Consider the following 25,031-nt stretch of genomic DNA (forward strand, 5'->3'; position numbering starts at 1 on the left):
GTGTCGCACCGACGCGGCACCACCGAGAAGGGTCGTCCATGAAGTTCAGATACCTCGGCAACAGCGGGCTCAAGGTCAGCGAGCTCACCTACGGCAACTGGCTCACCCACGGGTCCCAGGTCGAGAACGACACGGCGACGCGCTGCGTCCGCGCGGCCCTCGACGTGGGCATCAGCTCGTTCGACACGGCCGACGTCTACGCCAACACCCAGGCCGAGACGGTCCTCGGCGAGGCGCTGAAGGGTGAGCGTCGCGAGTCGCTCGAGATCTTCACCAAGGTCTACGGTCCCACCGGACCGAAGGGGCACAACGACACCGGGCTCAGCCGGAAACACATCACCGAGTCGATCAACGGGTCGCTCACACGCCTTCAGACCGATTACGTCGACCTCTACCAGGCACACCGGTACGACGTCGAGACGCCCCTCGACGAGACGATGGAGACCTTCGCCGACCTCGTCCGCCAGGGCAAGGTGCTCTACATCGGCGTCTCGGAGTGGAACGCCGAGCAGCTGCGCGAGGCGCACGCCCTGGCCCGCGAGCTGAAGATCCAGCTCGTCTCGAACCAGCCCGAGTACTCGCTGCTCTGGCGGGTCATCGAGGGCGAGGTCGTCCCGGCCTCGGCCGAGCTCGGCATCTCGCAGATCGTCTGGTCGCCCGTCGCGCAAGGCGTCCTGACCGGCAAGTACACCGTCGGTGCCGAGTTGCCGGCGGGTAGCCGGGCGACCGACCAGAAGGGCGGAGCGGGCATGATCGAGCGCTGGCTGCGCGACGACGTCCTCGACGCCGTGGCCCAGCTCGAACCGATCGCGGCCGACCTGGGCCTCACGCAGGCCCAGCTCTCGTTGGCCTGGGTGCTGTCGAACGAGAACGTCGCCTCGGCGATCATCGGGGCCTCGCGTCCCGAGCAGGTCGAGTCGAACGCGAAGGCCTCGGGAGTGACCCTCGAGGCCGACGTCCTGTCGCGCATCGAGTCGATCTTCGACGGCCTCGCCGAGACGGACCCGCGCAAGACGCAGATGCCGAGCGGCCGCGAAGCCTGACCGACACGACACGACACGACGACGCCCCGCCACGAGATCGTGGCGGGGCGTCGTCGTGTCGACGTCGAGCGTGTCGGATCAGGCCGCCGGGACCTCGAAGGTCGCCGAGATCACGGCGCGGGCCAGCGTGTGGAAGTGCAGGTTGAAACCGAGGTACGCCGGGCTGGCGGTCTCGTCGACCCCGATCTTCTCGACGTCGAGGGCGTGCACCGCGACGAAGTAGGTGTGCGGTCCGTGACCCTCGGGCGGAGCGGCACCGACGTAGCGGGCGAGCCCGCCGTCGTTCTGCAGCTGGATCGCACCCTCGGGCAGACCCGAGCCCTGGTCGTCACCGGCACCGGAGGGCAGCGACGTCGTGGTGGCGGGAAGGTCGGCCACGGCCCAGTGCCAGAAGCCCGAGCCCGTGGGGGCGTAGGGGTCGTAGATGGTGACGGCGTAGCTCTTGGTGCCCTCGGGGGCGCCGGACCAGCTCAGCTGGGGGCTGGCGTCGTCTCCGCCGGGGCCCATGATGCCGCTCACCTGGGCTCGTTGCAGCTCGCCCCCGTCGGTGAGGTCCGTGCTCGAGAGCTCGAACTCGGGCACGATGCCGATGATGTCGTACGGGCGGGTCAGGTTGGCGTCGGCCATGGCTGTCTCCTGTTCGTTCGGGGTGGTCGTGACGGTGCGCCCGCCCCGAGGGGCGGGCGCACCTGTGGTGGGATCAGGCCGCGTCGAGCCGCTGGATCTCGTCGGCCGAGAGCTTGATCGACGTCGCCGTGGCCGAGTTCATGATCGTCTGCGGTCGGGTCGACCCCGGGATCGGGACGACGAGTTCGGACTTGGCGAGCTCCCAGGCGAGCGTCAGCACCTGGGGGGTGACCCGCCGGGCGTTGGCGATCTCGGCGAACACGGCGTGCTTCGCTCCGAGCTCACCTGCGTTCGTGATCCCGCCGAGAGGGCTCCACGGCAGGAACGCGATGCCCATCTCGTCGCACAGCACGAGCTCCGCCTCACTCGAGCGGAACGCGGGCGAGTACTGGTTCTGGACGGAGACGAGGCGCTCGTCGAGGACGTCGTTCGCCTCGCGGATCTGGTCGGGGGTGGCGTTCGAGATGCCTGCCATGCGGATGACGCCCTCGTCGAGCAGCTCCGCCAGGGCGCCGATCGAGTCGGCGTAGGGCACCGCCGGGTCCGGGCGGTGGAACTGGTACAACCCGATCGTCTCGACGCCGAGCCGCTTCGCGGAGGCCTTGGCGGCCTCCTTCAGGTAGGCCGGGTCGCCGTTCTGCGCCCAGGCTCCCGCCTCGGGACGGAGGTGCCCGCCCTTCGTCGCGACGAGCACCTGGTCGGTGTCGGCGTGGTAGCTCTTGAGCGCCTTGGCGATGAGCAGCTCGTTGTGTCCGACCTCGTCCTTGCCTGCCTGGTGGTAGGCGTCGGCCGTGTCGATCAGGGTGATGCCCTGCTCGAGTGCGGCGTGGATGGTGGCGATGCCTTGCTTCTCGTCGGGTCGGCCCTCGATCGACAAGGGCATGCCGCCCAGGCCGATCGCGCTGACCGTCATGTCTCCGATTGTCCTGGTCTTCATGTCGTCCTCCGGTTCACCACGCGTAGTCCTCGGGCGACGTCTCGTGCCCGGGGAAGATCTCGTCCAGCCGCGCCAGCGCGGCCTCGTCCAGCGTCACGTCGACGGCAGCGACCGCCGACTCCAGTTGTGCCATGGTCCGCGGGCCCGTGATCGGTCCCGTGACGCCCGGCTGGTGCAGCAGCCACGCGAGGGCGACCTCGCCCGGGGCGTGCCCGATCTCCCGCGCGAAGGCCTCGTAGGCCTCCAGCTGGTCGCGGTGCTCGGCGACGTAGTCGGCGCTCCGTCCCTCGAGTCGACGCGACCCCTCTTCGGTCTTCTCGATCACGCCACCGAGCAGGCCACCGTTGAGCGGCGACCACGGGATCATGCCGAGGCCGTAGTGCCGGGCGGCCGGAAGGGTCTCGCGCTCGACGTCCCGAACGATCAGGTTGTAGATCGACTGCTCGCTCACGAGACCGGTGAAGTGCCGGGCCTTCGCGGCCTCCTGGGCCTGAGCGATGTGCCAGCCGGCGAAGTTGCTGCTGCCGACGTAGAGGACCTTGCCCTGCTGGACCGCGACCTCCATCGCCTGCCAGATCTCGTCCCACGGGGTCTCACGGTCCACGTGGTGGAACTGGTAAAGGTCGATGTGGTCCGTCTGGAGTCGCTTGAGGCTCGCGTCGAGCGCACGTCGGATGTTCAGCGCACTGAGCTTCCCGTCGTTCGGCCAGTCGCCCATGTCGCCGTACAGCTTGGTGGCGAGGACGGTCTTCTCCCGTCGCCCACCCCCGCGGGCGAACCACCGACCGATGATCTGTTCGGTGATGCCTTCGCCCTTCTCCCAGCCGTAGACGTTCGCCGTGTCGAAGAAGTTGACGCCGAGCTCGTGCGCCCGGTCCATGATCGCGTGGGAGTCGTCCTCCGTCGTCTGCGGCCCGAAGTTCATCGTGCCGAGCACGGCCCGGGAGACGGACAACCCTGTGCGTCCGAGGTGTGTGTAATCCATGTTCCCTGGCTACCCCCTCGCGGGGCGTGGTGCTCACAGGAAGGCCCCCTAACGTCGCCGTCATGGACGAGCAGCCCGAGACCCCGGACGGCGCGCCCCCGGTCGAGAACCGCGGGGTCGGCCCGCACCGCGGCAGGCGGCGCCGTGCCCTGCGCGACGGTCACGCGAGGATGCGACTCCGGCTCGACGGGCATCCGCGCCTCCGATTGCTCTACAAGATCGGCGTCGGGCTGCTCGGCGCTCTGATCGTCGTCGTCGGCTTGGTCCTCGTCCCGCTGCCCGGGCCCGGTTGGCTCATCGTCTTCGTCGGCGTCGCCGTGCTCGGCACCGAGTTCCCGGCCGCCCACCGCATCACCCAGTGGGTGCGTCGACTCGCCCGGCGCGCTCGTCTCCGGTGGCGCGCCTGGCGGGTCGCCCGGTCGGTGCGCCGATCGTCGACCGTGGACTCCTCGGCCGCCCCGTCGCGGTGAACCGCAGGGCCGACCGCGTCCCGGATGCCGTCGATCGGACGTCCAGCGGACGTTCGGTAATGTCGCCGTCGTGACGCCCAGTCCCGCCTCCGCCACGCCCTACGAGGTGCTCGGCGTGCGGTCGACGGCGTCGACCGACGACCTGCGCCGCGCCTACAGACGGCTGGCCCGCCGGACCCATCCCGACCTCGGGGGCACCGCTCAGGCCTTCCGCGACCTGCAGCACGCCTGGCAACAGGTGGGCACACCCGAGGCCCGCGCCGCCTACGACCGGGGGTCGGGCTCACGAAGCACCGCTCCCACGGGCAGCGCGCGGTCCGCGGGGTCGAGTGCCCCCGGCTGGTCACCGCCGCCCCGCGAGCCGGCTCGCACCGATTCCAAGCCCAAGGCCCGCGTCCACGGTCACCCCGGGGGTGCGAACCGCGAGCGGTACCTCGGCCTGATGCGCGAGTGGGTCGGTCGGGGAGTCCCGCTCGACGACCCGTACGACGAGCGCCTCGTCCGGAGCGCGCCTCCCGAGATCCGTCACGTCCTGGCCGACGCCATGGCCGAAGAGGCCACCGTGGCCGCAGTCACCGAGCTCGGCATCGGCTTCACCATCTGGAGCGACGTCGACGCGGGTGCCGAGGGCAAGCTCGACCACGTCGTGCTCGGACCGTCGGGCCTCTTCGCGATCCAGTCCTCCGACTGGGGCAGCGAGGTGCAGGTGTCCCGGGGCGAGCTCGTCGGTCGGGGCATCCCCGCCGACGAAGAGCCCGTCCGCGACCTCACGCGTCAGGCCCGGGCCGTCCGACGAGAGACCCGCGTGTCGTTCACGGCCCAGTTGATCGTCGTGCCCGACGACGACTTCGCTCCCGCCCTCGAGAAGGTCGGGCGCCGCGCGGGCGGCACCTGGGTCGTGCGCCGGTCGCTGCTGCCGCAGGTCCTGCGGCACGGGCCCGAGCTCGGCGACCGCACGAGCATCTCGGACGTCTTCGAGGTGCGGGCGCGGTTGCAGCAGGCCATCCGGTTCGTCTGACGGGGGCTGGTGCCCCGCGTCCGACAGCGTCCACGCTGGGCGGGAAGCCGGCGTCCGTCCCGCGCCGGAGAGGGGCCACCGTGTTCCGTCCGCAGTCCGGCTGGACCGGGTTCGGCGTCGACGACGTGCCCGCCGCCACGTCCTTCTCCCGCGACGTCCTCGGCCTCGAGACCGAGACCGTCGTCGACGGTAGGACGTTCCGTCTGCGCCTGCCGGGAGGCGCGGCGTGCGGTGGGGCCCCGACATCGCCTGGTTCACGGACCCGGCCGACAACGTCTTCTCCGTGCAGCAGCCCTGACCTGCTCGACCCGACACCGGACCCGAGGAGGCGCGGTGCCGGAACCGGGGGAGGGCTGGCCCGACATCGGGTCGCGGGCCAGCCCCATGCATGCCTTCGGAGCTCCCGCCCCGTCGGTTTGGTCGCCCGCCACCGCGTCGACCGGTCGACGTGACGTCCTGCGCGCGACGCGGGCACCGCCTCCTCGTCCCTGTGGCAAGCTCGACCGTGTGAACACGCAGGAGCCCGCGGACGGCTGGGTCGAGGCCCCCGACGGACGTCGGTTCTGGGGCCGCGCCGGGGCCGCGGGTCTGCTCGTCGTCGACCCCGACGACCGGGTGCTGCTGCAGCACCGGGCCGACTGGAGTCACTTCGGCGGCACGTGGGGGCTGCCCGGCGGCGCCCGCCATCACGGCGAGAGCGCGGTCGAGGGCGCCCTGCGCGAGAGCGGTGAAGAGGCAGCCGTGCCGCGCGACGCGTTGCGACTGCTGTTCGCGGCCGAGCTCGACCTCGGCTTCTGGTCGTACACGACCGTCGTGGCCCGCGCCGTGCGTCCGTTCGAACCCGTGGTGTCCGACGCCGAGAGCATCGCCCTGGGCTGGGTGCCCGCCGACGAGGTGGTCGGTCTCCCGTTGCACCCCGGTTTCGCCGCCTCGTGGCCGAGGCTCCGGCCCGAGCTCAGGAGCGATGTGCACGTCGTCGTCGACGTCGCGAACGTCCTCGGCTCCCGACCCGACGGATGGTGGCGCGACCGCGTCGGCGCCACGAACCGGTTCCTGGACACCCTCTCGCGCGGCGCCCGGGACGGAGTGGCCGAGTCGTTGGTCTCGTCCGGCGGCGGAGGGGACGACACGCCGGTCGCGCCGAGTGGGCCGGACCGGAGTGCCTCCCCGACGGACGCCGCGGCGTTCGCGGACGGCACCGCCGCCGAACCGCCCGGGGCACCCACCTGGCGGTGGCCGGAGACGACCGCCGTCGTCGAAGGCGAGGCGCGGGCCGTCGGCGACACGTTCCCCGGTCTGACCGTCGACCGTGCCGAGGCCGACGGCGACTCGGCGATCGTGGCCCGCGTGCGCGGCCTGCGCGACGTGTCCGGCGTGGCGCCCCGTGTCGTCGTCGTGACCGCCGACCGGGGCCTCACCGATCGGGTGGCCGCCCTCGGGGCGACCGTCGTGCGTCCCGGCGTCTTCCGCCACGCCGTCGGCCTCGACTGACACGGACGGACGGGCCCGCACCACCGACCGGTGGCGCGGGCCCGTCCGTCCCCGATCTCGGATCAGGCGGCGGGTCCGTCGCCCAACGTGACCGTCGCGGTGTGGGACGTGCCGGCCGTGTCGGTCCAGGTGACCGAGACCTGGTCGCCCGAGTCGTGAGCCTGGATCGCGGCCGTGAGTGCGGACGAGTCCGCCACGGCCGTCCCGTCGATCGCGGTGATCACGTCGCCGGCCACGAGGCCGGCCGACGCGGCCGCGCTGCCCTCGACGGTGCCGGCGATCGTGACGCCGCCCGCGGTGCCGGTCGCCGTGCTCGAGATCTGCGCGCCGAGGAAGGCGGGCAGGCCGATCTGCACGGTGGAACTCCCCGTGCCCGACTGGATCTGCTTGGCGATCGACAGGGCGTGATCGATCGGGATGGCGTACCCGGTGATCGTCGAGGAGCCCTGCGAAGCCGCCGTCACGATGCCGACGACGTCGCCGTCGCCGTCGCGCAGCGGGCCGCCGGAGTCGCCCGAGACCACGTCCGCGTCGACCTCGATGAGACCCGACAGCGACTCGGTGCCCGAGCCGGACTCGCTCTGGACCGTGATCGACTGGTCCGTGGCGAGGACCGTGCCCTGGGCGGTGACCAGGTCGCCCGTGCCCTCGGCGTTGCCCGTCGAGTGGACGACGTCCCCCGTGGCCACGTCGCCGGACGAGTCGAAGCTCACCGGGGTGAGGCCGGTCGCGTTCTGCAGCTTGAGCACGGCCACGTCGTTCGTGGCGTCCGTGCCCACGACGTCGGCCGTGTAGGTCTCGCCCGTCGACTCGACGGTCACCTGGATGCTGGTCGCGCCCTGGACGACGTGGTTGTTCGTCAGGATGAGCCCGCCCGAGGTCAGGATCATGCCCGTGCCCGCGGACTTGTACGAGGCGTCGTAGTTCAGGGTCGACACGATGGTGACGACGCCGGCCTTCTCCTCGTCGGTCGCCGCCGTGGCGCTGGTCTGGGTCGAGGTCCCCTGCTGCGACGACCCGCCCTGTGACGATCCGTCCTGCGGGGTCGAGCCGCCGAACGGGGACGTCGAGCCGCTCGACCCGCTGCCCGGCTGCGTGAGCTGGGGCAGCAGCTCGAGGGCCTGGCGTTCGCTGGCGGCCTGTGCCGCTGCGGTTCCGGCCGAGCGACCGGCGGCGTAGGCACCGCCGCCCGCCGCACCCGCGACGATGACGACGGCCGCCGCCGCACCGGTGAGGGCGAGCCACTTCTTCGACCGGCGGGGCCTGGGCGAGCCGCCGAAGGCTGGGGGCACCGTGCCGTGTGCACCGTCACCACCGGTCGTCGCGGACGTTCCCGACGTCGCGTCGTACGACTGGTGCGCGTCGTCGTGGGCCATCCAGGTCGGGGCCGCCGAAACGTAGCGTGCGTCGGACGCGCCGGTGACGTGGGGGAGCGTGTGTGCCTCGGCGGGCTGCCCGGTGGCCTGCTCGGCGTTCTCCCCGCCCTGCTGCTCGGTCGACGCGGAGGGCGTCACGGGCGTGGCGTCGTCCGGGGTGCCGGTGGTGTCGCCGTCTCGGTCGTTCATGGTGTGCCTCCTGTGGCGGTGGTGGTGACGATGGGTCCATGGAACGGTGCGACCCCAAGAGATCCCTATGACCAGACCCTGAGGCGGTGGGGAGTCCCATGAGGAGGCGCGGTGAACGAAGCCGAGATCGTCTCACCACGGCCGGTACCCGCCATCCGGGCGGGCGGTCCCCGAAATCGGTTCCCGACGAGGGTCGGAGTTCCGATACGCTGGGACGCCAAAGGAGGTCCACGATGGCACAGCCCGCCAACCCGGCACCCGGCGAGCAGGACCGCGCTCCCGGCGCCCCTCGCGAGGTCGACACGACCCTCAGCTTCAACGAAGAGTTCCAGGCGCAACTGGCAGCCCTCGAGGGAGGCGTGTCCACCGACGAGCGTGACGCCGTCGCCGCCCTGCCTTCGGGTTCCGCGCTCCTCGTGGTCCGCCGCGGCCCCAACATCGGCGCACGATTCCTCCTCGACTCCGACGTCACGATCGCCGGGCGTCACCCCGAGGCCGGCATCTTCCTCGACGACGTCACGGTCAGCCGCAAGCACGCCGAGTTCCGCCGCGAGGGCCTCAGCTTCAGCGTGCACGATCTCGGGTCGTTGAACGGCACCTACTTCGACGGTGTCCGCATCGACGAGGCCCGGCTCTCCGACGGGGCCGAGGTCCAGGTCGGCAAGTTCCGCCTCACGTTCTACGCATCGCGGGTCGACCTCGCGAACCTGGCGATCAAGTAGTCGTGCCCCGCACCGCCGCCGCCCGGTCGTCGCAGACCGGGCCGTCCGACCTGTTGACGATCGGGCAGGTCCTCTCGCGGCTGAAGCCCGAGTTCCCCGACCTGTCGAACAGCAAGCTGCGCTTCCTCGAAGAGCGCGAGTTGGTCACGCCGGTGCGCACCCCGTCCGGCTACCGCAAGTTCTCGCCGGCAGACGTCGAGCGCCTCCGCTTCATCCTCGGGCTCCAGCGTGACCACTACCTGCCGCTCAAGGTCATCCGTCAGCACCTCGCCGACCTCGACGCCGGGCGCCCGGCGTCGCTCCCGTCCGGGGCGGCACCCGTCTCGATCCTGACGCACGGTCGTCGGCTCGGTCGCGACGAGTTGCTGCGCGAGACGGGGGCGTCTCCCGCCCTGCTCGACGAGGCCGTCTCGGCGTCGCTCCTGCCGTCGGCGGGTCGATACGGTGACGAGGCGGTCTCGGTGCTGTCGGCCCTCGTCGAGCTGGGCAGGTCAGGCATCGAACCTCGGCACCTACGGCCGGTCCGTGCCTCGGTCGACCGCGAACTCGGCCTCATCGAGACGGCCCTCGCTCCGCTCGCGCGCAAGCACGACGCGGCGTCCCGCGCGCGGGTCGCCGAGCTCTCCCGCGAGCTCGCGGCGCAGGTCGACGTCGTCCGCTCGGGCCTGGTCCGATCCGCTCTGGGGCGTCTCGACGCCTAGACGTCCACGCTCCGGGCGAATATCCTCGACACGCCGACCCGTCGGAGCGAATGTCGCCCAGGCAGCTCCCCGTTGTGGGTACCGTGAGTCCTGTACAACCATCAACCCGATGTTGAACGTTGAGCTCCGGAAGAAGAACGTGGAAGGCAACAGCATGAGTGAGTCAGGTTCCCCCGAGGAATCCCGCTACGAGCTGGGTCTGCTCTTCACCGACGGTCTGCCCGAACACGACGCCGACAGCGGATACCGCGGCACCGTCGCGGCCAAGGCCGCCGGAATCAGCTACCGCCAGCTCGACTACTGGGCGCGCACCGAACTGGTCGAGCCGACCATCCGCGGCGCAGCAGGCTCGGGCTCGCAGCGCCTCTACGGTTTCCGCGACATCCTCGTCCTCAAGCTCGTCAAGCGCCTCCTCGACACGGGCATCTCGCTCCAGCAGATCCGCACGGCCGTCAACCAGCTCCGCGAAGCCGGGGTGAACGACCTCGCCCAGACGACCCTGATGAGCGACGGGGCCAGCGTCTACCTGTGCACGTCGGACGACGAGGTCATCGACCTCGTCAGCCGCGGTCAGGGCGTCTTCGGCATCGCCGTGGGCAAGGTCCTCCGCGAGGTCGAGTCGAGTCTCGTCGAGATCGACAGCACACCCGCCTCCGATCCGTCCGACGAGCTCGCGGCCCGACGCGGCACACGCGCCAGCTGATCAGCCCTCGACCGCGTCACGTGGTCGAGAACGACGAAGGCCCCGCACGATCTCGTGCGGGGCCTTCGCCGTCGCGTCGGGGACGGGTGCCGGCTCAGCGGGCGGCGGGCTCGGCGTAGTCACCGATCTTGGCCGTGCGCATGATCCGCTCGAGCAACTGGTCGAAGTTGCGGGCCATCTCCTGAGCGCTCTCGCCGGGCCAGGCATGCAAGGGCTTGGCCGCGCCCTGGGCCTGCTGCAGCGACGTGCGCTCGGGAAGCTGAGGCGACAGGACGAGGGGGCCGAACATGTCGCGCAACTCCTTGATGCGGAACTGGTGCTCGAGCGACTGCACGCGGGCGCGGTTGACGATGATGCCCAGTGGCTGGAGGCGCGGTGACAGACCCCGACGGATCTCCTCGATGGCGCGGAGCGCTCGGTCGGCAGCGGCCACGCTGAACAGACCCGGTTCGGTGACGACCGTCACGCGGTCGGACGCGGCCCACGCCGTGCGCGTCAGGGCGTTGAGCGACGGGGCGCAGTCGATCAGGACGAGGTCGTAGTCGGCCTCGACGTTGGCCAGGGCCTCCTCGAGCTTCCAGATGTCACGGATCGACGGGTGCGGACCGTCGAAGTTGATGGCAGAGGGGCTGCCGATCATGACGTCGACCTTGCCCTGGCGACCCTTCGTCCAGCCGCTGGGCGCGATCGCCGCCCGGACCGTCTTCTCTTTCGGCGAAGCGAGGACGTCCGCGACGTTGAGGTGGCCCGAGACCGTGATGTCGAGGCCGGTCGAGACGTCGGACTGGGGATCGAGGTCGACGACGAGGGTCCTGAGACCTTTGGCGAAGGCGGCCGACGTGAGTCCGAGCGTCACCGTCGTCTTGCCGACGCCCCCTTTGAGAGAGCTGACGCTGAGTACATGCACGACACAGACGATACCTTCACTACTGTTGAATCACCCAACAGCCACGTCGATGCGGCGTGCGTCCGCTTCCACGAAGTGACCGCGCCGGCCCGCCCGTCGTCGTCGTCACGGTGTCGCGACGTGTCGTCCGAACCACACCCAGACCCACCCCAGGAGGCGCGCCGTGAGCGTGAGACCCATCCGCCTGTTCGGCGATCCCGTCCTTCGATCGACGTCCGACCCCGTGACGATCGGTGACCCGCGCCTCGCGTCCCTGGTCGAGGATCTCCTCGACACCGTTCGCGAGCCGGGACGGGCCGGGGTCGCGGCCACCCAGATCGGGGTGTCCCTCCGTGCTTTCAGCTACAACGTCGACGGGCAGGTCGGCTACGTCCTGAACCCCGTCGTCGTCGAGGTCTCGGGCGAGAAGACCCTGGTCGACGAAGGCTGTCTCTCGGTACCCGGGTTCTGGTTCCCGACCCCGCGCTACGAGTACGCCCGGGTCGAGGGGGTCGACCTCGACGGCCGCAAGGTCGTGCTCGAGGGCACCGGGCTCATGGCCCAGGCCCTGCAGCACGAGACGGACCACCTCGACGGCACGCTCTACGTACTCACCCTCGAGCCCGAGACGAAGCGCGAGGCCATGCGCGAGATCCGTGCCGCCGACTGGTGGCGGGCGTGATCACCGTCCCCGTGCGGTGATCGTCCGCACCGACTCGGTGTCGGGGTGGGCGGTGTAGATGTCGGCGATCTGCTGGGCGAAGTCGTTCACCACGACGGCACGCTTGACGCTCATCTTGGGGGTGAGGTGACCACCGGCCTCGGTGAACTCGACCGGCAGGATCTCGAACTTGCGGATCGACTCGGCCCGCGAGACGGCGGCGTTCGCGGCGTCGACGGCCCGTTGGACCTCGGCGCGGACCTTCGGGTGCCGGGCGGCCTCGGCCAGGGGCATGTCGGCCGCCTCGCCGGCGTTGTTCAGCCACACGGGCAGCATCTCGGTGTCGAGGGTGACGAGGGCGGCGACGAACGGCCGCTGGTCACCCACGACGACGACCTGACCGACCAAGGGATTCGCCCTGATCGGGTCCTCGAGAGCCGCGGGGGAGACGTTCTTGCCTCCGGCGGTGACGATGATCTCCTTCTTCCGGCCGGTGATGGTGAGATAGCCGTCGGCGTCGAGCGAGCCGAGGTCTCCGGTGCGGAACCATCCGTCGTCCAGGACGGCAGCCGTGGCCTCGTCGTCCTTCCAGTACCCCGCGAAGACGTTGACGCCCTTGACGAGCACTTCTCCGTCGTCGGCGGTCCTGATGCCGACCCCGGGCAACGCCGGCCCGACCGTTCCGATCTTGAACTTCGAGACGAGGTTCACGGCCGCCGGAGCCGTGGTCTCGGTCAGCCCGTAGCCCTCGAGGATGCGGATGTCGAGACTGCGGAAGAAGTGCCCGAGGCGCGTGCCGAGTGGAGCCGAACCCGAGACGGCGTAGCGGATGTTGCCACCCATGGCCTTCTTGAGCTTGCCGTACACGAGTCTGTCGAACAGCGCGAAGCGGAGCTTGAGGCCCAGGGGCACGGTGCCTTCGTCGAGTGCTTTGCTGTGGGCGATGGCGACGGCGACGGCCTGCCGGAAGATGCCGCCCTTGCCCCCGGCCTCGGCCTTCTGCTCGGCAGAGTTGTAGACCTTCTCGAAGACGCGGGGGACCGCGAGCAGGAAGCTCGGCTTGAACGAGGCCAGTGAGGGCAGCAACTGCTTCGTGTCGGCCTGATGGCCGACCTTCACCCCGGCGTGGACCGACATCACCGCGATGAAGCGCGCGAAGACGTGCGCGGTCGTCACGAACAGGAGGGTGGACGAGCCGGGGGCCACGACGTCGCCCATGGCGACGGCGGCGTTGCGGCTCGTCTCGACGAAGTTGGCGTGGGTCAGCACGCATCCCTTGGGGCGGCCCGTGGTGCCCGAGGTGTAGATGATCGTGGCGACGTCGTCGGCGACGGCCGCGCTGCGGCGGGTCTCGAGTTCGTCGTCGGACACGTGGACACCTGAGGCGGCGAGTTTGTCGAGGTCGCCCAGGTCGATCTGCCAGACGCGCGTCACGGCGGGCAGCTCGGGGTGCACCTCGTCGAACCGCGAGAAGTGGTCCGCGGTCTCGACGATGACGGCCACGGCCTCCGAGTCGCTGAGGTTCCAGTGGACCTGTGCGGGCGACGAGGTCTCGTAGACAGGGACGAGCAGGGCACCGGCGAACCACGTCGCGAAATCGACGAGGGTCCACTCGTAGCGCGTGCGGCACATGAGGCCGATCTTGTCGCCTGGTCCGACGCCTGCTGCGATGAGTCCCTTCGCGAGGGCCCGTACCTGCTCGAGGAACCGGGATGCCGTGACGTCGCGCCACCCGCCCGTTCCGTCCGGGACGGCGAAGAGGGGCTCGTCAGGCGTGGCCGCGGCCCGGGCGAGCAGGAGGTCGGTCACGTTGGCGGACGGGTCGGCGGGGACGGCGGATGGGACGATGTGTTCGTTCACGGCAGCTCCTTCGGTACCGAACGATGGTTCGACAACCCTAACGTGACCTCGCCGGGGGCGGTGCTGAACGTGATCGGTCGTCGAGGATAGACTCGATCCTCGTGCAGGCAATCGGAATCGACATCGGTGGGACGAAGATCGCGGGCGGGGTGGTCACCGAGTTCGGCGAGATCGTCGACGAAGAGCGAGTCGCGACGCCCGCGGGTGACGCGGGGGCGATCGTCGACGCGGTCGTCGACATGATCACCTCGTTGCAGGCACGCCACCCCGACGTCGTCGCCGCGGGAGTGGCCGCTCCCGGCTTCATCGACGCCGCCCAGTCGACCGTCTACTACACACCCAACATCGCATGGCGGAACGAACCCCTGCGGGCGCGGTTGTCCGAACGACTCGACCTGCACATCACGATCGACAACGACGCGAACGCCGCCGGCTGGGCCGAGTTCCGGTTCGGGGCCGGCCGTCTCGCCAGCGACATGACCATGCTCACCATCGGCACGGGGGTCGGCGGTGCCATCGTGGCGCAGGACCGCCTCCTGCGCGGGGGCTTCGGCACGGGTGGCGAGCTCGGTCACATGCGGATCGTGCCCGACGGCCTTCCCTGCGGCTGCGGGGCCCGCGGGTGCATCGAGCAGTACGGCTCGGGCCGCGCGCTGCTGCGGATCGCAGGTGAGGTCGCCGACGAGGGTGGCGTCGGCCGCGGCCTCGCCGATCTGCGCGCCGAGAGCGGTGAGCTCTCGGGCCACGACGTCAGCCTCCTGCTCCAGTCCGGCGACGTCGGTGCCGTCGAGGCCCTGCGCCGTCTCGGCACCTGGCTCGGTCAGGCCGCCGCGTCGCTGAGCGCGATCCTCGACCCGCAGGTCTTCGTCTTCGGCGGTGGCGTGGCGCAATCCGGCGAGCTGCTGCTGGCACCCGTGCGCGCGGCGTACCTCGAGCACCTGCCTGCTCGCGGCTACCATCCCGAGCCCGAGTTCGTGATCGCCGAGCTCGTGAACGACGCGGGGGTCGTGGGAGCCGCCGACCTCGCCCGCCTCCACGCCGGCGACCGCTAGACTCCCGACGCCCCGACGAGAGGAGCACCGATGCTCTACTGGTTCCTGAAGACGATGGTCGCGAGTCCACTCGTGCTGTCGATCTTCCGACCGTGGGTCAGCGGTCGCGAGCACGTCCCGGACTCGGGTGCCGTCATCTTCGCGAGCAACCACCTCTCGTTCGTCGACTCGATCTTCCTGCCGCTCGCCCTCGATCGGCGCATCTCCTTCCTCGCCAAGAGCGACTACTTCACCGGCAAGGGCATCAAGGGCTGGGCCATCCGGCTGTTCTTCACGGCCACGGGGCAGCTCTCCATCGACCGGTCCGGGGGCAAGGCCTCCGAGGCCTCGCTGGCGACGGGCCTGTCGGTCCTGCGCCGCGGAGAGCAACTCGGCATCTACCCCGAGGGCACCCGGAGCCCCGACGGCAAGCTGTACCGCGGCCGGACGGGGGTGGCGCGCATGATCCTCGAGGGTCACGTGCCCGTGATCCCCGTCGCCATGATCGGAACAGAGAAGGTCATGAAGACCGGGACCAAGATCCCGCGTCTGCACCGCGTCGGAATCGTCTTCGGCGAGCCGCTCGACTTCAGCCGCTTCGAGGGCATGGAGGGCGACCGGTTCATCCTGCGGTCCATCACGGACGAGATCATGTACGAGCTCAACGCCCTCAGCGGCCAGCAGTACCGCGACGTCTACGCGACCAGCGTGAAAGAGAAGCGCTCGACCCTTTCACGGTAGGCTCGCCTGTCGAGGTCGTTCGGCCTCGAGACCGTCAACTGGCAAGGAAGACCGTGGCCCAGCTCACCGAACCGTTCGTCGTCACCGATCCCGACGTGATCGACGGTCTCGACCATTGGCGCACGCTCCCCATCAAGCAGCAGCCCACCTGGCACGACGGTGCAGCCGTCGAGGCCGCCTCGGCCGAGCTGTCCACCCTGCCGCCACTCGTCTTCGCCGGCGAGGTCGACACCCTCCGCACGCGGTTGGCCTCGGCGGCCCGGGGCGAGGCGTTCCTGCTGCAGGGCGGTGACTGCGCCGAGACCTTCGCAGGAGCGACCGCCGACCAGATCCGTGACCGCGTCAAGACCATCCTGCAGATGGCAGTGGTCCTCACGTACGGCGCGTCCGTCCCCGTCATCAAGATGGGCCGCATGGCCGGCCAGTTCGCCAAGCCGCGCTCCAGCGACACCGAGACCCGGGACGGCGTGACGCTGCCGGCCTACCGCGGTGACATCGTGAACGGCTACGACTTCACCCCCGAGTCCCGGCGCGCGGATGCGTCTCGACTGGTGAAGGGGTACCACACCTCGGCTTCGACGATCAACCTGATCCGGGCCTTCACACAGGGCGGCTTCGCCGACCTCCGTCAGGTGCACAGCTGGAACAAGGGCTTCGCCAGCAACCCGGCCAACGCGCAGTACGAACACCTCGCCCGCGAGATCGACAAGGCGATCCGCTTCATGGAGGCGGCCGGGGCGGACTTCGACGAGCTCAGGCGCGTCGAGTTCTACACCAGCCACGAGGGCCTGCTCATGGACTACGAGCGCCCCCTGACCCGGATCGACTCGCGCACGGGCACTCCGTACGTGCTCTCGTCCCACTTCGTGTGGATCGGCGAACGGACCCGCGACCTCGACGGTGCCCACGTCGACTTCCTCTCGCGGGTGCGCAACCCGATCGGTGTGAAGCTGGGCCCGACGACGACGGCCGACGACATGCTGCGCCTCATCGACAAGCTCGACCCCGAGCGTGAGCCCGGGCGTCTGACCTTCATCACCCGCATGGGCGCGGGCACGATCCGTGATGCCCTGCCTCCCCTCCTCGAGGCCATCAAGCAGGCGGACGCGACGCCCCTGTGGGTCAGTGATCCCATGCACGGCAACGGTCTGACGACGCCCGCGGGCTACAAGACGCGGCGGTTCGAAGAGATCGTGGACGAGGTGAAGGGGTTCTTCGAGGCCCATCGTGCAGCCGGAACGCACCCCGGCGGAATCCACATCGAGTTGACCGGTGACGACGTCACCGAGTGCCTGGGGGGTTCCGAGCACATCGACGAAGCGACGCTCGCCACTCGCTACGAGTCCCTCTGCGACCCGCGACTCAACCACATGCAGTCACTCGAACTGGCCTTCCTGGTGTCCGAAGAGCTCGCTGCGGACTGACTCTCGTCGTCACGTCGACGGCCCCGGGACCATCGGTCCCCGGGGCCGTCGTCGTGTGGGTGCCCTCGACGTCAGGCGGTGTCGCGTGTCATTCGACCCGGTACGAGAGGGTGATGGTCGCGCCCTTGGTGGCGGTCAGGCCGGCCTCGGGGTCGGTCGCGGTGACCGGCAGGCTGGCCTCCCAGTCGTAGAACGCGCAGGTGAACGCCGTGCAGCGGGGGTAGCTCACCCGGAAGCCGAGCCCCTGCAACTGTGACGTGGCCGCATCGATGGTCTTGCCCCGGACGTCCGGGATCGTGATGGGCGGCGGGCCCTTCGACACGACGAGGTTGATCGTGTCGCCCTGGCGGAGTGCCCCCTCGGCCTGCTGCTCGTAACGGATGACCTCCCCCGAGGTGACTCCGTCGCTGAACTCCGTCCCGCTCTCGACGCCCGTCAACTGGACCCCCGCGAGGGCGCTCTGCGCATCCGCCACGGAGAGGCCCGCCACATCCGGAACGGGTCCGAGCGAGACGGTGAGCGTCACCGGCTGCTGCTCGCCGTATTGGGCGGCCCCGGCGAGATCGACCGGGGTGCCGGCGTCGTCCACGCCGCTGATCGCGAGGACGGTGCCGGCGGCGGACGCGTCGAACTGACTCGACGTGGGCTGCAGCGTGAAGTCCGAGAGTGCGTCCGTGGCAGCTTTCTCGGTCCCGCCGACGACCGTGGGCACCGGCAGCTGACGGGGTCCCTGGGAGACCACGAGGGTGATCGTGGAACCCTTCTGCACCCGAGACGTGGCGTCGGGGTCCGTGCGCGTGACCTGGCCCGTGGGCACCACCGGGGAGAAGTCCGACTGGGGGTCGGGCGCGACCACGAAGCCGGCCGACGTGAGGGCGGCCGATGCCGCAGCAGGGTCCTGTCCCGTCACGTCGGGGACGGACGCCTGGGCGCCGGGCCCCGAACCGAACCACCAGCCCACCCCTCCTGCGAGCAGCGCCACCACGACGACGAGGGCCATGAGCACCCGACCCCGTCGCCGACGCCGGTCGGCGACGGCGGCGAGGGTCGTGGCGGCGTCGTCGGGTTCCGCCTGGACCGGTCCGGTCCGGTGCCGGGCCTTCGGCAGGATCTGCGTCTCGCCCGTGCCGCCCGACGGCAGGACGGAGGTCGCGCCGGCGGCCGGGAGCACCATCGTCCTGTGGGCGGGCGGTCCCGACGGGTCGGCGAGCACCCGTTGCACGTCGAGCAGCTGGTCGAGCAGGGCTCGGGCGTCTCGCGGGCGCTGCTCGGGGTCGCGTGCGGTGGCCCAGAGGACGAGTTCGTCCAGCTCGACCGGTACGCGGGGGTTGGCCGAGCTGGGGGTCGGGACCGTGTCGTTGGCGTGCTGGTACGCGATCTGCATGGGCTGGTCGCCCTTGTAGGGTTGCTCGCCCGTGAGCATCTCGTACAGCATGATGCCGAGGGCGTAGATGTCACTGCGGGTGTCGGCGATGCCCCGGGTCACGAGTTCGGGGGAGAGGTAGGCGATCGTCCCCAGCAGGGCGGCGCCCGTGGCCGTGTTGGCCGTCGCGGCCCGCGCCAGGCCGAAGTCGCCGATCTTGATGCGTCCGTCGTCGGCGAGGAGGACGTTCTCGGGCTTGAGGTCACGGTGCACGATGCCGGCCCGGTGGGCGGCGGCGAGACCGGCGAGGACCGCTTCGAGGATGTCCATCGCCTGCTCGGGCGTCAGCACCTTGTGGTCCTGCAGGAGTTCTCGCAACGTGATGCCGGGCAAGTACTCCATGACGAGGTACGCCGAGTCGTCGTCCTGTCCCTGGTCGAAGACGTTGACGACGTTGGGGTGCGCCAAGCGGGCGGCCGATCGCGCCTCCTGGATGAAGCGCTCCTTGAACGACGCGTCGTCGGCGAGGTGACCGTGCATGATCTTGATGGCCACGCGACGCTCGAGTCGCAGGTCGGTGGCCAGGTAGACCGTGGCCATGCCGCCTCGGGCGATGCGTGAACGGACCTCGTACCGGCCCTCGATGAGACGGCCGATCATCGGGTCAGTCTGGTTCACGCTCACCCTCGTGATTTTACGGACCGAGGGCCGTGCCGGTGCCTCAACTCACCGCACGGCGGCAAACCGCCCGACGCGCGGGCCGTCCGCGGTTCAGCGGAGGGTCGCGAGCCAGGTGGTGGCGGGAGCCTCCCACTTGGCGTAGGCGTCGGGGAACGCCGAGTACTGCACGGCCTGCGCCGCCTTCGTCAGGGACATCGACTGCCACCCCTTGACGTCGAGGAGGCCTCGCGTCTTGCCCGTGTTCGGGTTGCTCGCACCACCGAAGAAGAGCTTGGTCGCGTGCACCGGGTCGCGCAGTTGGGCGGGGGTTCCCCACCCCGTGCTCGGGCGCTGCTGGAACAGGCCGAGGGAATCCCGGTCGCCGTGATCGAGGTTGCGCAGGCTGCTCTCTTGTGCGGCGGCAGCCAGCGCGATGACGATGGCGCGGTCTCCGACCCCGAGCTGGCGTCCCACCGAGATGATGGTCCGGGCGTTGCCGGCCTGCTCGGCCGTCAGCGTCGCACTGACGCCCAACGGAGCGGCCGACGTCGCCGCGACCACGGTCGTGGCGGTCGGCGCCGCGGCACCGGGCAGGGTGAGGGTCTTGCCGGCGTAGATGGTGCTGGTGAACGAGAGCCCGTTCGCGGCGAGGAGGGCCTTGACGCTCGTGCCCGATTTCGAGGCGATCGAGGCGATGGTGTCACCCCGCTGGATGACGTAGCTGCCCACGGCGGGTCCGGCGGCAGGGGCCGGCGTCGCGGCGGTGGACGCGGACGAACCCGTCGGGACGGTCAGGGTCTGGCCCGGGTAGATGATGCTCGACAGTCCCAGCCCGTTCGCCTGGATGAGCGCGCTGGTCGTGACCCCGTGGGCTCGCGCGATGGAACTCAGCGTGTCCCCGCGGACGATCACGTACCGGCCGCCCGTCGCCTTCACCGGAGCGGGCACGGACGACGGTTTGGCCGCGGCACTCGTGGCGGCGCTGAGGCTCAGTGTCTGGCCCGCGAAGATGGTGGACTTCCAGCTCAGGCCGTTGAGGGCGAGCACCGACGCGGTGCTCAGGCCGAACGAGCCGGCGATGCTCGCGACGGTGTCACCCGACTTGACGGTGTAGGTGGCCGGGGCGGCGCCGAAGACGCGTGCAGAGCTCGCAGCGGTCTCGACGGTGGCCGCGGTCTTCTGCTCGGGCGCCGACAGCCGAGGTGGCAGGACGGGACGCGGAGACGCGTCGGGCTTTTTCGTGGGACCCTGGTCGAGGGCGAACACGGGGCCGGTGACGCCCATGCTCAGGGCCATGGAGCCCGCCAGGACGATGGGGACCGTGTTGAGCATGGATCGAGCCATGCGCGAGAGCGGTTTACGCTCGTCGCCTCCACCGAGGGGGCCGAACGCGCTGGTCGACCGAGCGTCCGGGGTCGGTGCGGACTCGGAGTCGGGGCGGGCGGGACTGACGTCGTTCATGGGCTGATCCTCGGTTCGGGGGCGGGGACACGGTCGCTGGGTGATCGGAGAGCCGCGGTGCCACGTCGTCCCAAGTTGGCACACGTGGATATCCAAGTCAATCAGTGGGGCGCATGTTGCGAATGTGACTCGCACTGGGGGATGAGAACGGGGAGGCGCGGCGAGGGTCACGAACCCGTGGCAAGGTTGTCGCGTGACCGATCTCTCTCAACGCCCCTGGTTCGCCGACACCGAATGGCTCACCGTGCCCGACCTCGTCGAGCGTCTCGGCCTCGGGGTGAGTCGCGTGCGTCGTCTGCTCGAGGAGCACGTCCTGCTCGGGACCCGCGTGGACGGCGTCACGAAGGTGCCGGCCGTCTTCCTCGACGGCTCCGAGCCGAGGCACGACCTCCGAGGCACGCTGACGGTCCTCTCGGACAACGGATTCGACGACGACGAGGCCATCGACTGGATGCTGTCCCACGACGAGGCGCTCGGCACGAGTCCCGTCGCTGCCCTGCAGGCCGGGCGCAAGGCCGAGGTCCGGCGCGTGGCACAGAGTCTGCTCTAGCCTCTTCCCCGTACGGCCCCCGGAAGGTCAGGCGACGGCCGTCGAGCCGTGAGCGGGTTCAGGAGGCGCGGCGTGTGACGGTCTCGGCGAGTCGCGTCAGCTGCGTCCGTGCCGACGGCGCGAGGCCGGACCTCTCGAGTGCGTGGACGGCGCGCTCTACCTGATCGGTGATCGTCTGCTCGACCGCGTCGACGGCACCGCTGTCGCGGAGCGTCGCCTGCAGCATGCTGATCTGGTCGTCGTCGAGTTCGGGGTCGCCGAGGAGTTCGTCGAGCAGGCGGACGGCCCCCGGGGGCAGTGCTCGACGAGCGGTCGCCACGAGGACCGTGCGCTTGCCCTCTCGGAGGTCGTCGCCTGCGGGCTTGCCCGTGACGGACGGGTCGCCGAACACGCCGAGGAGGTCGTCACGCAGTTGGTAGGCGATGCCGAGGGGCAGTCCGAAGTGCCGCAGGGACTCGAGGGCGGTCCGGTCGGCCCCCGCCATCGCCGCGCCCACGGTCAGTGGAGCCTCGACGCTGTACTTCGCGGACTTGTAGACGATGACGCGCTGGGCACGCGGCAGCAGCTGCAACTCGTCGACCGTCCGCCAGGCGTTCTCCTCGAGGATGTCGAGGTACTGGCCCACCGTGACCTCGGTCCGCATGCGGTTGAGCTCGAGGCGGGCCGCGCGGGCGGCCTCGCGGGACGGGAGGGAGTCGAGTGCCTCGCTCAGCAGCTCGTCGCTCCACGCCAGCAGCAGGTCGCCCATGAGGAGGGCGCCCGACCGGCCGAACGCCTCGGGAGACCCGAGCCAGGACCCCTCACGGTGCAGGGCCTCGAAGCGCCGATGCGCCGCGGGCAACCCCCGGCGCGTGTCGGAGTTGTCCATGATGTCGTCGTGCACGAGCGCCGCCGCGTGGAAGAACTCGAGCCCTGCCGAGGCGGTCATGACCGCGTCGATCTCGCGCTCGTCGCGGGCCTCTCCGAGCGGGTCGAAGCCCGTGTCGAGCCCGGCGACCGACTGCCAGCCCCAGTAGCAGAAGAGAGCCCGGAAGCGCTTCCCGCCGCGGAGCAGATCGCTCGAGTAGAGCGAGAAGGGATCGAGGTCGGGAGCGATGCCTGTCAGGGCCGGTCGCTGCCGCTCGAGGAACCGGTCGATGCGCTCTTGAACGACGTCCACTAACCGCGTACTCTCAGCCACGCTGCCTAGCCTAGCGATAGCTGTCGGGCATACACTCGCAGCTACTCATCGCGTCGATCCCGAGGCTCCCGCCTCGCGCTTGAGAGCCCGTGCTCGAAGGGAACACCAAGATGCCACTTTCCGAACAGGAGCAGCGGCTCCTCGAAGAGATGGAGCGGAGTCTCTACAACAACGACTCCGACTTCGTGGCGACGGTCGGCAACCGCGGTGGCCGACCCAACTACACGCTCGTCGTGGTCGGGGTCCTCGGTGCGCTCGTCGGCATCGCCGTGATCGTCGCAGGCGTCATCTTCCGTCAGCCCTTGATCGGCGTGGCGGGGTTCGTGGTCATGCTGGCCGGCGTTCTCTTCGCCATCGCCCCGCCCAAGCGCAAGGGGTCGGCGACGGCTTCCGTGCCGCCCGCTCCCCGTTCCTCCACCTCGCGTCCGGCGCATCCTGCCAAGGGCGGTTTGATGGACCGTCTCAACGACCGGTGGGACCGTCGTCAAGACGGTGACGGGCGCGACGCCTAGCCTCCACGATCACCACGACCTCAGGGGTCGGCCTTCGGGCCGGCCCCTTTTTCGTGCGCCGGATCGACCGGCAGGACGTCTGCGACACGCAGGACGCGCCTCCTCACGTCGTTTTCCCTCCACCCTCCTCCACACGCGTGGCCCCCGAACTGGAGCGGATCGCAAGCGAGACACGTGCGGGTGCAGCCGTCTTTTCGTTGCTGGGTGGTGGCTTGTGGAGTAAAGTGGAGGAACGTGCCACAGAGGGGCGCGGGGGCGAGGGGAGACGGGCGCATGTTCCTCGGCACCTATTCGCCCAAGCTCGACGAGAAAGGGCGCATCATCCTCCCCGCGAAATTCCGTGACGAACTGGCCTCCGGCCTCGTCATGACCCGTGGGCAAGAGCGGTGCGTCTACGTCTTCAGCCAGCGCGAGTTCGAAGACATGCACTCGCGCATCCGCCAGGCGCCGGTCACGAGCAAACAGGCCCGTGACTACATGCGTCTCTTCCTCTCCGGCGCGAGTGACGAGATCCCCGACAAGCAGCACCGGGTGACCATCCCGGTGTCCCTGCGCGAGTACGCCGGCCTCGGTCGAGACCTCACCGTGATCGGTGCGGGCAACCGTGCCGAGATCTGGGCCACCGACGCGTGGAACATCTATTACGAGGCCCAGGAGGCCGAGTTCGCCAACACCACCGAGGAGGTGATCCCCGGGCTCTTCTAGCCCGTGGGCCCCGACCCTCAGCCGTCAGCCCTGGCGCACCTTCCCCGGTGCCAGGTCCCGACGGATGGGGATCAGGGCCGACGAGCGCAGCCCGTGTCGTCATGGCCGATCAGATCCACACCCCCGTCCTCCTCGAGCGCACCCTCGAACTCCTCGCCCCGGCCGTCTCGCGTCCGGGCGCCGTCGTCGTCGACTGCACCCTCGGCATGGGGGGCCACAGCGAAGCGATGCTGCAGGCCTTCCCCGAACTCACCGTCGTCGGGCTCGACCGCGACACCGAGGCCCTCGCCCTCGCCGGCGAGCGGCTCGCCCCTTTCGGCGAGCGTGCCCGCCTCGTGCACACCACGTACGACGGCATCGCCGAGGCCCTCGACGACCTCGACCTCGACACGGTCGACGGGGTGCTCTTCGACCTCGGCGTGTCGTCACTGCAACTCGACCGGGTCGAGCGCGGCTTCTCGTACTCGAAGGACGCCCCGCTCGACATGCGCATGGACCCCACCTCTCCCGTCACGGCGGAGCGCGTCCTCGCCGAGTACCCCGAGAGCGAACTTCGCCGCATCTTCTACCAGTACGGCGAAGAGAAGCTGGCTCCGCGGTACGCCCGACGGATCGTCGAGCACCGGAGCGACTCGTCGCTCACCCGCAGCGGCGAGCTCGTCGATCTCCTCATCGCGGCGACGCCCATGGCGTTGCAACGTGCCGGTCACCCCGCCAAGCGCGTCTTCCAGGCACTGCGCATCGAGGTCAACGGCGAGCTGGCCTCGCTCGAGGCGGCCGTCCCGGTGGCCCTCGATCGCCTCGCCGTCGAGGGGCGGATCGTCGTGCTGGCCTACCAGTCCCTCGAGGACCGTTTCGTCAAGCGCGAGTTGGCCGCCCGCACGACGTCCACGGCACCGCAGGGTCTTCCGGTCGAGCTGCCCGAGCACCGTCCCGACTTCCGCCTGCTCGTCCGCGGGGCCGAACTGGCCTCCGACGCCGAGCGCGACCTCAACCCCCGAGCCAAGCCCGTGAGACTGCGCGCCGCCGAACGAATCCGGAGAACAGCATGAGCAGCAACCTGGCCATCGCGACCCCGTCGACCCGTCCGCAGCCGTCGTCCAGCCCGGCGGCGCGACCGGTAGAGATCGTCACGAGTCGGGCACAGCGACGAGCCCGGCCGAAGATCGCCTACGCACTCATCGCGACGGCGGCGTTGTTCGTCCTCCTGCTGGCCCAACTGGCCATCAGCATCGCTCTCAGCGACGGCGCGTACAAGATCTCCGACCTGCAGGCCGCCAAGACCGAGCTCGTCCGCGACCAGCAGAAGTACAGCGAGCAACGCGACGTCCTGTCCTCGCCGCAGAACCTCGCCGCCAACGCGGACGAACTCGGCATGGTCCGCAACTCGAACCCCGTCTACCTCGATCTCGCCACGGGTGCGGTCCACGGGTCACCCGCACCCGCGGCGGGTGCCGACGAGGCGACGTCCGGCAACCTGATCCCGAACACCCTCCTCGAGGGCGTCCCGCTCACGACCAAGGCCCCCGCGACCGCCGCCGCTGACGACGCTGCTGCCGGCACCGACCCCGCCGCCACGTCCATCGGTGCTCCGACGACGGCGGGAGCCACGGCCGTTCCGACCGACGCAGGCGCGGCGGACGAGGGATCGGCCGACGAGTCGGTAGCGTCGGGCGCGAACGAGCTGGCGGCTCCCCAGACCCGCTAGCGACGTGCCGTCACCGGTACATCGATC

General features: G+C 70.2%; 25 protein-coding genes. 16 read left to right on the plus strand and 9 right to left on the minus strand.

What is annotated here, in order from left to right; all coding sequences use genetic code 11:
- Positions 1–38: 38 nt before the first annotated feature.
- Positions 39–1,043, plus strand: coding sequence for an aldo/keto reductase family protein (locus AC1MBW_RS13420; RefSeq protein ID WP_055973087.1), 1,005 nt, complete (start codon positions 39–41; stop codon positions 1,041–1,043).
- 78 nt (positions 1,044–1,121) lie between these two features.
- Here the strand turns inward: AC1MBW_RS13420 and AC1MBW_RS13425 are convergent, their stop codons facing one another.
- From AC1MBW_RS13425 to AC1MBW_RS13435, 3 genes are all read right to left on the minus strand, one after another.
- Positions 1,122–1,670 (minus strand): YbhB/YbcL family Raf kinase inhibitor-like protein, encoded by a 549-nt coding sequence (locus AC1MBW_RS13425; RefSeq protein ID WP_480024801.1) that lies wholly within the window; start codon positions 1,668–1,670, stop codon positions 1,122–1,124.
- A gap of 73 nt (positions 1,671–1,743) precedes the next feature.
- Positions 1,744–2,607: an aldo/keto reductase gene (locus AC1MBW_RS13430; RefSeq protein WP_480024802.1), complete on the minus strand. Its 864-nt coding sequence runs from the start codon at positions 2,605–2,607 to the stop codon at positions 1,744–1,746.
- 13 nt (positions 2,608–2,620) lie between these two features.
- A complete protein-coding gene (locus tag AC1MBW_RS13435; protein ID WP_480024803.1) occupies positions 2,621–3,592 on the minus strand; it encodes an aldo/keto reductase in 972 nt (323 codons plus the stop codon).
- 62 nt (positions 3,593–3,654) lie between these two features.
- Here AC1MBW_RS13435 and AC1MBW_RS13440 point away from each other — a divergent pair, with 62 nt between their 5' ends.
- The 3 genes from AC1MBW_RS13440 (at position 3,655) to AC1MBW_RS13450 (ending at position 6,571) form a co-directional block, all read left to right on the plus strand.
- The gene (locus AC1MBW_RS13440; RefSeq protein WP_480024804.1) at positions 3,655–4,062 is read left to right on the plus strand and encodes a TIGR02611 family protein; all 408 of its coding nucleotides are present in this window, start codon (positions 3,655–3,657) and stop codon (positions 4,060–4,062) included.
- Positions 4,063–4,132: 70 nt separating this feature from the next.
- Positions 4,133–5,080: a DnaJ domain-containing protein gene (locus tag AC1MBW_RS13445; RefSeq protein WP_480024805.1), complete on the plus strand. Its 948-nt coding sequence runs from the start codon at positions 4,133–4,135 to the stop codon at positions 5,078–5,080.
- A 507-nt stretch (positions 5,081–5,587) separates the two neighbouring features.
- Positions 5,588–6,571, plus strand: coding sequence for an NUDIX hydrolase (locus AC1MBW_RS13450; RefSeq protein WP_054146771.1), 984 nt, complete (start codon positions 5,588–5,590; stop codon positions 6,569–6,571).
- A 62-nt stretch (positions 6,572–6,633) separates the two neighbouring features.
- On the opposite strand, the gene AC1MBW_RS13455 is transcribed toward AC1MBW_RS13450, so the two are convergent.
- Positions 6,634–8,136, minus strand: coding sequence for a S1C family serine protease (locus AC1MBW_RS13455; RefSeq protein ID WP_480024806.1), 1,503 nt, complete (start codon positions 8,134–8,136; stop codon positions 6,634–6,636).
- A 233-nt stretch (positions 8,137–8,369) separates the two neighbouring features.
- Here AC1MBW_RS13455 and AC1MBW_RS13460 point away from each other — a divergent pair, with 233 nt between their 5' ends.
- The 3 genes from AC1MBW_RS13460 (at position 8,370) to AC1MBW_RS13470 (ending at position 10,262) form a co-directional block, all read left to right on the plus strand.
- Entirely contained in the window at positions 8,370–8,858 is a 489-nt protein-coding gene (locus AC1MBW_RS13460; RefSeq protein ID WP_054146772.1) for an FHA domain-containing protein, read from the plus strand.
- 2 nt (positions 8,859–8,860) lie between these two features.
- The gene (ftsR, locus tag AC1MBW_RS13465; RefSeq protein ID WP_054146773.1) at positions 8,861–9,559 is read left to right on the plus strand and encodes a transcriptional regulator FtsR; all 699 of its coding nucleotides are present in this window, start codon (positions 8,861–8,863) and stop codon (positions 9,557–9,559) included.
- A 154-nt stretch (positions 9,560–9,713) separates the two neighbouring features.
- On the plus strand, positions 9,714–10,262 hold the full coding sequence (locus AC1MBW_RS13470) for a MerR family transcriptional regulator (protein ID WP_054146799.1): 549 nt from the start codon (positions 9,714–9,716) through the stop codon (positions 10,260–10,262).
- Between the two features lie 94 nt (positions 10,263–10,356).
- On the opposite strand, the gene AC1MBW_RS13475 is transcribed toward AC1MBW_RS13470, so the two are convergent.
- Entirely contained in the window at positions 10,357–11,169 is an 813-nt protein-coding gene (locus tag AC1MBW_RS13475; protein WP_054146774.1) for a ParA family protein, read from the minus strand.
- 163 nt (positions 11,170–11,332) lie between these two features.
- Between AC1MBW_RS13475 and def the strand changes: the two genes are divergently transcribed.
- Positions 11,333–11,830: a peptide deformylase gene (def, locus tag AC1MBW_RS13480; RefSeq protein ID WP_054146775.1), complete on the plus strand. Its 498-nt coding sequence runs from the start codon at positions 11,333–11,335 to the stop codon at positions 11,828–11,830.
- Here def and AC1MBW_RS13485 read toward each other — a convergent pair whose 3' ends face one another.
- Entirely contained in the window at positions 11,831–13,669 is a 1,839-nt protein-coding gene (locus AC1MBW_RS13485) for an AMP-dependent synthetase/ligase (RefSeq protein ID WP_480024807.1), read from the minus strand. It abuts the gene before it with no gap.
- A gap of 101 nt (positions 13,670–13,770) precedes the next feature.
- Between AC1MBW_RS13485 and AC1MBW_RS13490 the strand changes: the two genes are divergently transcribed.
- The 3 genes from AC1MBW_RS13490 to AC1MBW_RS13500 all read left to right on the plus strand — a co-directional run bounded on the left by AC1MBW_RS13490 (position 13,771) and on the right by AC1MBW_RS13500 (position 16,865).
- A complete protein-coding gene (locus AC1MBW_RS13490) occupies positions 13,771–14,721 on the plus strand; it encodes an ROK family glucokinase (RefSeq protein WP_480024808.1) in 951 nt (316 codons plus the stop codon).
- A 30-nt stretch (positions 14,722–14,751) separates the two neighbouring features.
- Positions 14,752–15,441, plus strand: a complete 690-nt coding sequence (locus AC1MBW_RS13495) for a lysophospholipid acyltransferase family protein (RefSeq protein WP_054146778.1) — start codon at positions 14,752–14,754, stop codon at positions 15,439–15,441.
- Between the two features lie 95 nt (positions 15,442–15,536).
- The gene (locus AC1MBW_RS13500) at positions 15,537–16,865 is read left to right on the plus strand and encodes a class II 3-deoxy-7-phosphoheptulonate synthase (protein ID WP_480026119.1); all 1,329 of its coding nucleotides are present in this window, start codon (positions 15,537–15,539) and stop codon (positions 16,863–16,865) included.
- 88 nt (positions 16,866–16,953) lie between these two features.
- On the opposite strand, the gene pknB is transcribed toward AC1MBW_RS13500, so the two are convergent.
- Both pknB and AC1MBW_RS13510 read right to left on the minus strand, forming a co-directional pair.
- Entirely contained in the window at positions 16,954–18,912 is a 1,959-nt protein-coding gene (gene pknB, locus AC1MBW_RS13505; protein WP_480024809.1) for a Stk1 family PASTA domain-containing Ser/Thr kinase, read from the minus strand.
- Between the two features lie 87 nt (positions 18,913–18,999).
- Positions 19,000–20,349, minus strand: coding sequence for a LysM peptidoglycan-binding domain-containing protein (locus tag AC1MBW_RS13510; RefSeq protein ID WP_480024810.1), 1,350 nt, complete (start codon positions 20,347–20,349; stop codon positions 19,000–19,002).
- A gap of 193 nt (positions 20,350–20,542) precedes the next feature.
- On the opposite strand from AC1MBW_RS13510, the gene AC1MBW_RS13515 reads away from it, so the two are divergent.
- Complete coding sequence (locus tag AC1MBW_RS13515) at positions 20,543–20,899, plus strand: Rv2175c family DNA-binding protein (protein ID WP_480024811.1); 357 nt, start codon at positions 20,543–20,545, stop codon at positions 20,897–20,899.
- 58 nt (positions 20,900–20,957) lie between these two features.
- Here AC1MBW_RS13515 and AC1MBW_RS13520 read toward each other — a convergent pair whose 3' ends face one another.
- Entirely contained in the window at positions 20,958–22,079 is a 1,122-nt protein-coding gene (locus AC1MBW_RS13520) for a polyprenyl synthetase family protein (protein WP_480024812.1), read from the minus strand.
- Between the two features lie 110 nt (positions 22,080–22,189).
- Here AC1MBW_RS13520 and AC1MBW_RS13525 point away from each other — a divergent pair, with 110 nt between their 5' ends.
- From AC1MBW_RS13525 to ftsL, 4 genes are all read left to right on the plus strand, one after another.
- The gene (locus tag AC1MBW_RS13525; protein WP_054146801.1) at positions 22,190–22,591 is read left to right on the plus strand and encodes a DUF3040 domain-containing protein; all 402 of its coding nucleotides are present in this window, start codon (positions 22,190–22,192) and stop codon (positions 22,589–22,591) included.
- Positions 22,592–22,864: 273 nt separating this feature from the next.
- Entirely contained in the window at positions 22,865–23,296 is a 432-nt protein-coding gene (mraZ, locus tag AC1MBW_RS13530) for a division/cell wall cluster transcriptional repressor MraZ (RefSeq protein ID WP_480024813.1), read from the plus strand.
- Between the two features lie 101 nt (positions 23,297–23,397).
- Positions 23,398–24,348, plus strand: coding sequence for a 16S rRNA (cytosine(1402)-N(4))-methyltransferase RsmH (gene rsmH, locus AC1MBW_RS13535; RefSeq protein WP_480024814.1), 951 nt, complete (start codon positions 23,398–23,400; stop codon positions 24,346–24,348).
- Positions 24,345–25,004, plus strand: coding sequence for a cell division protein FtsL (ftsL, locus tag AC1MBW_RS13540; RefSeq protein ID WP_054146785.1), 660 nt, complete (start codon positions 24,345–24,347; stop codon positions 25,002–25,004). Before rsmH ends, ftsL begins: the two co-directional genes overlap by 4 nt.
- Positions 25,005–25,031: the final 27 nt, after the last annotated feature.

This window comes from Frigoribacterium sp. AP1, from assembly GCF_056680555.1.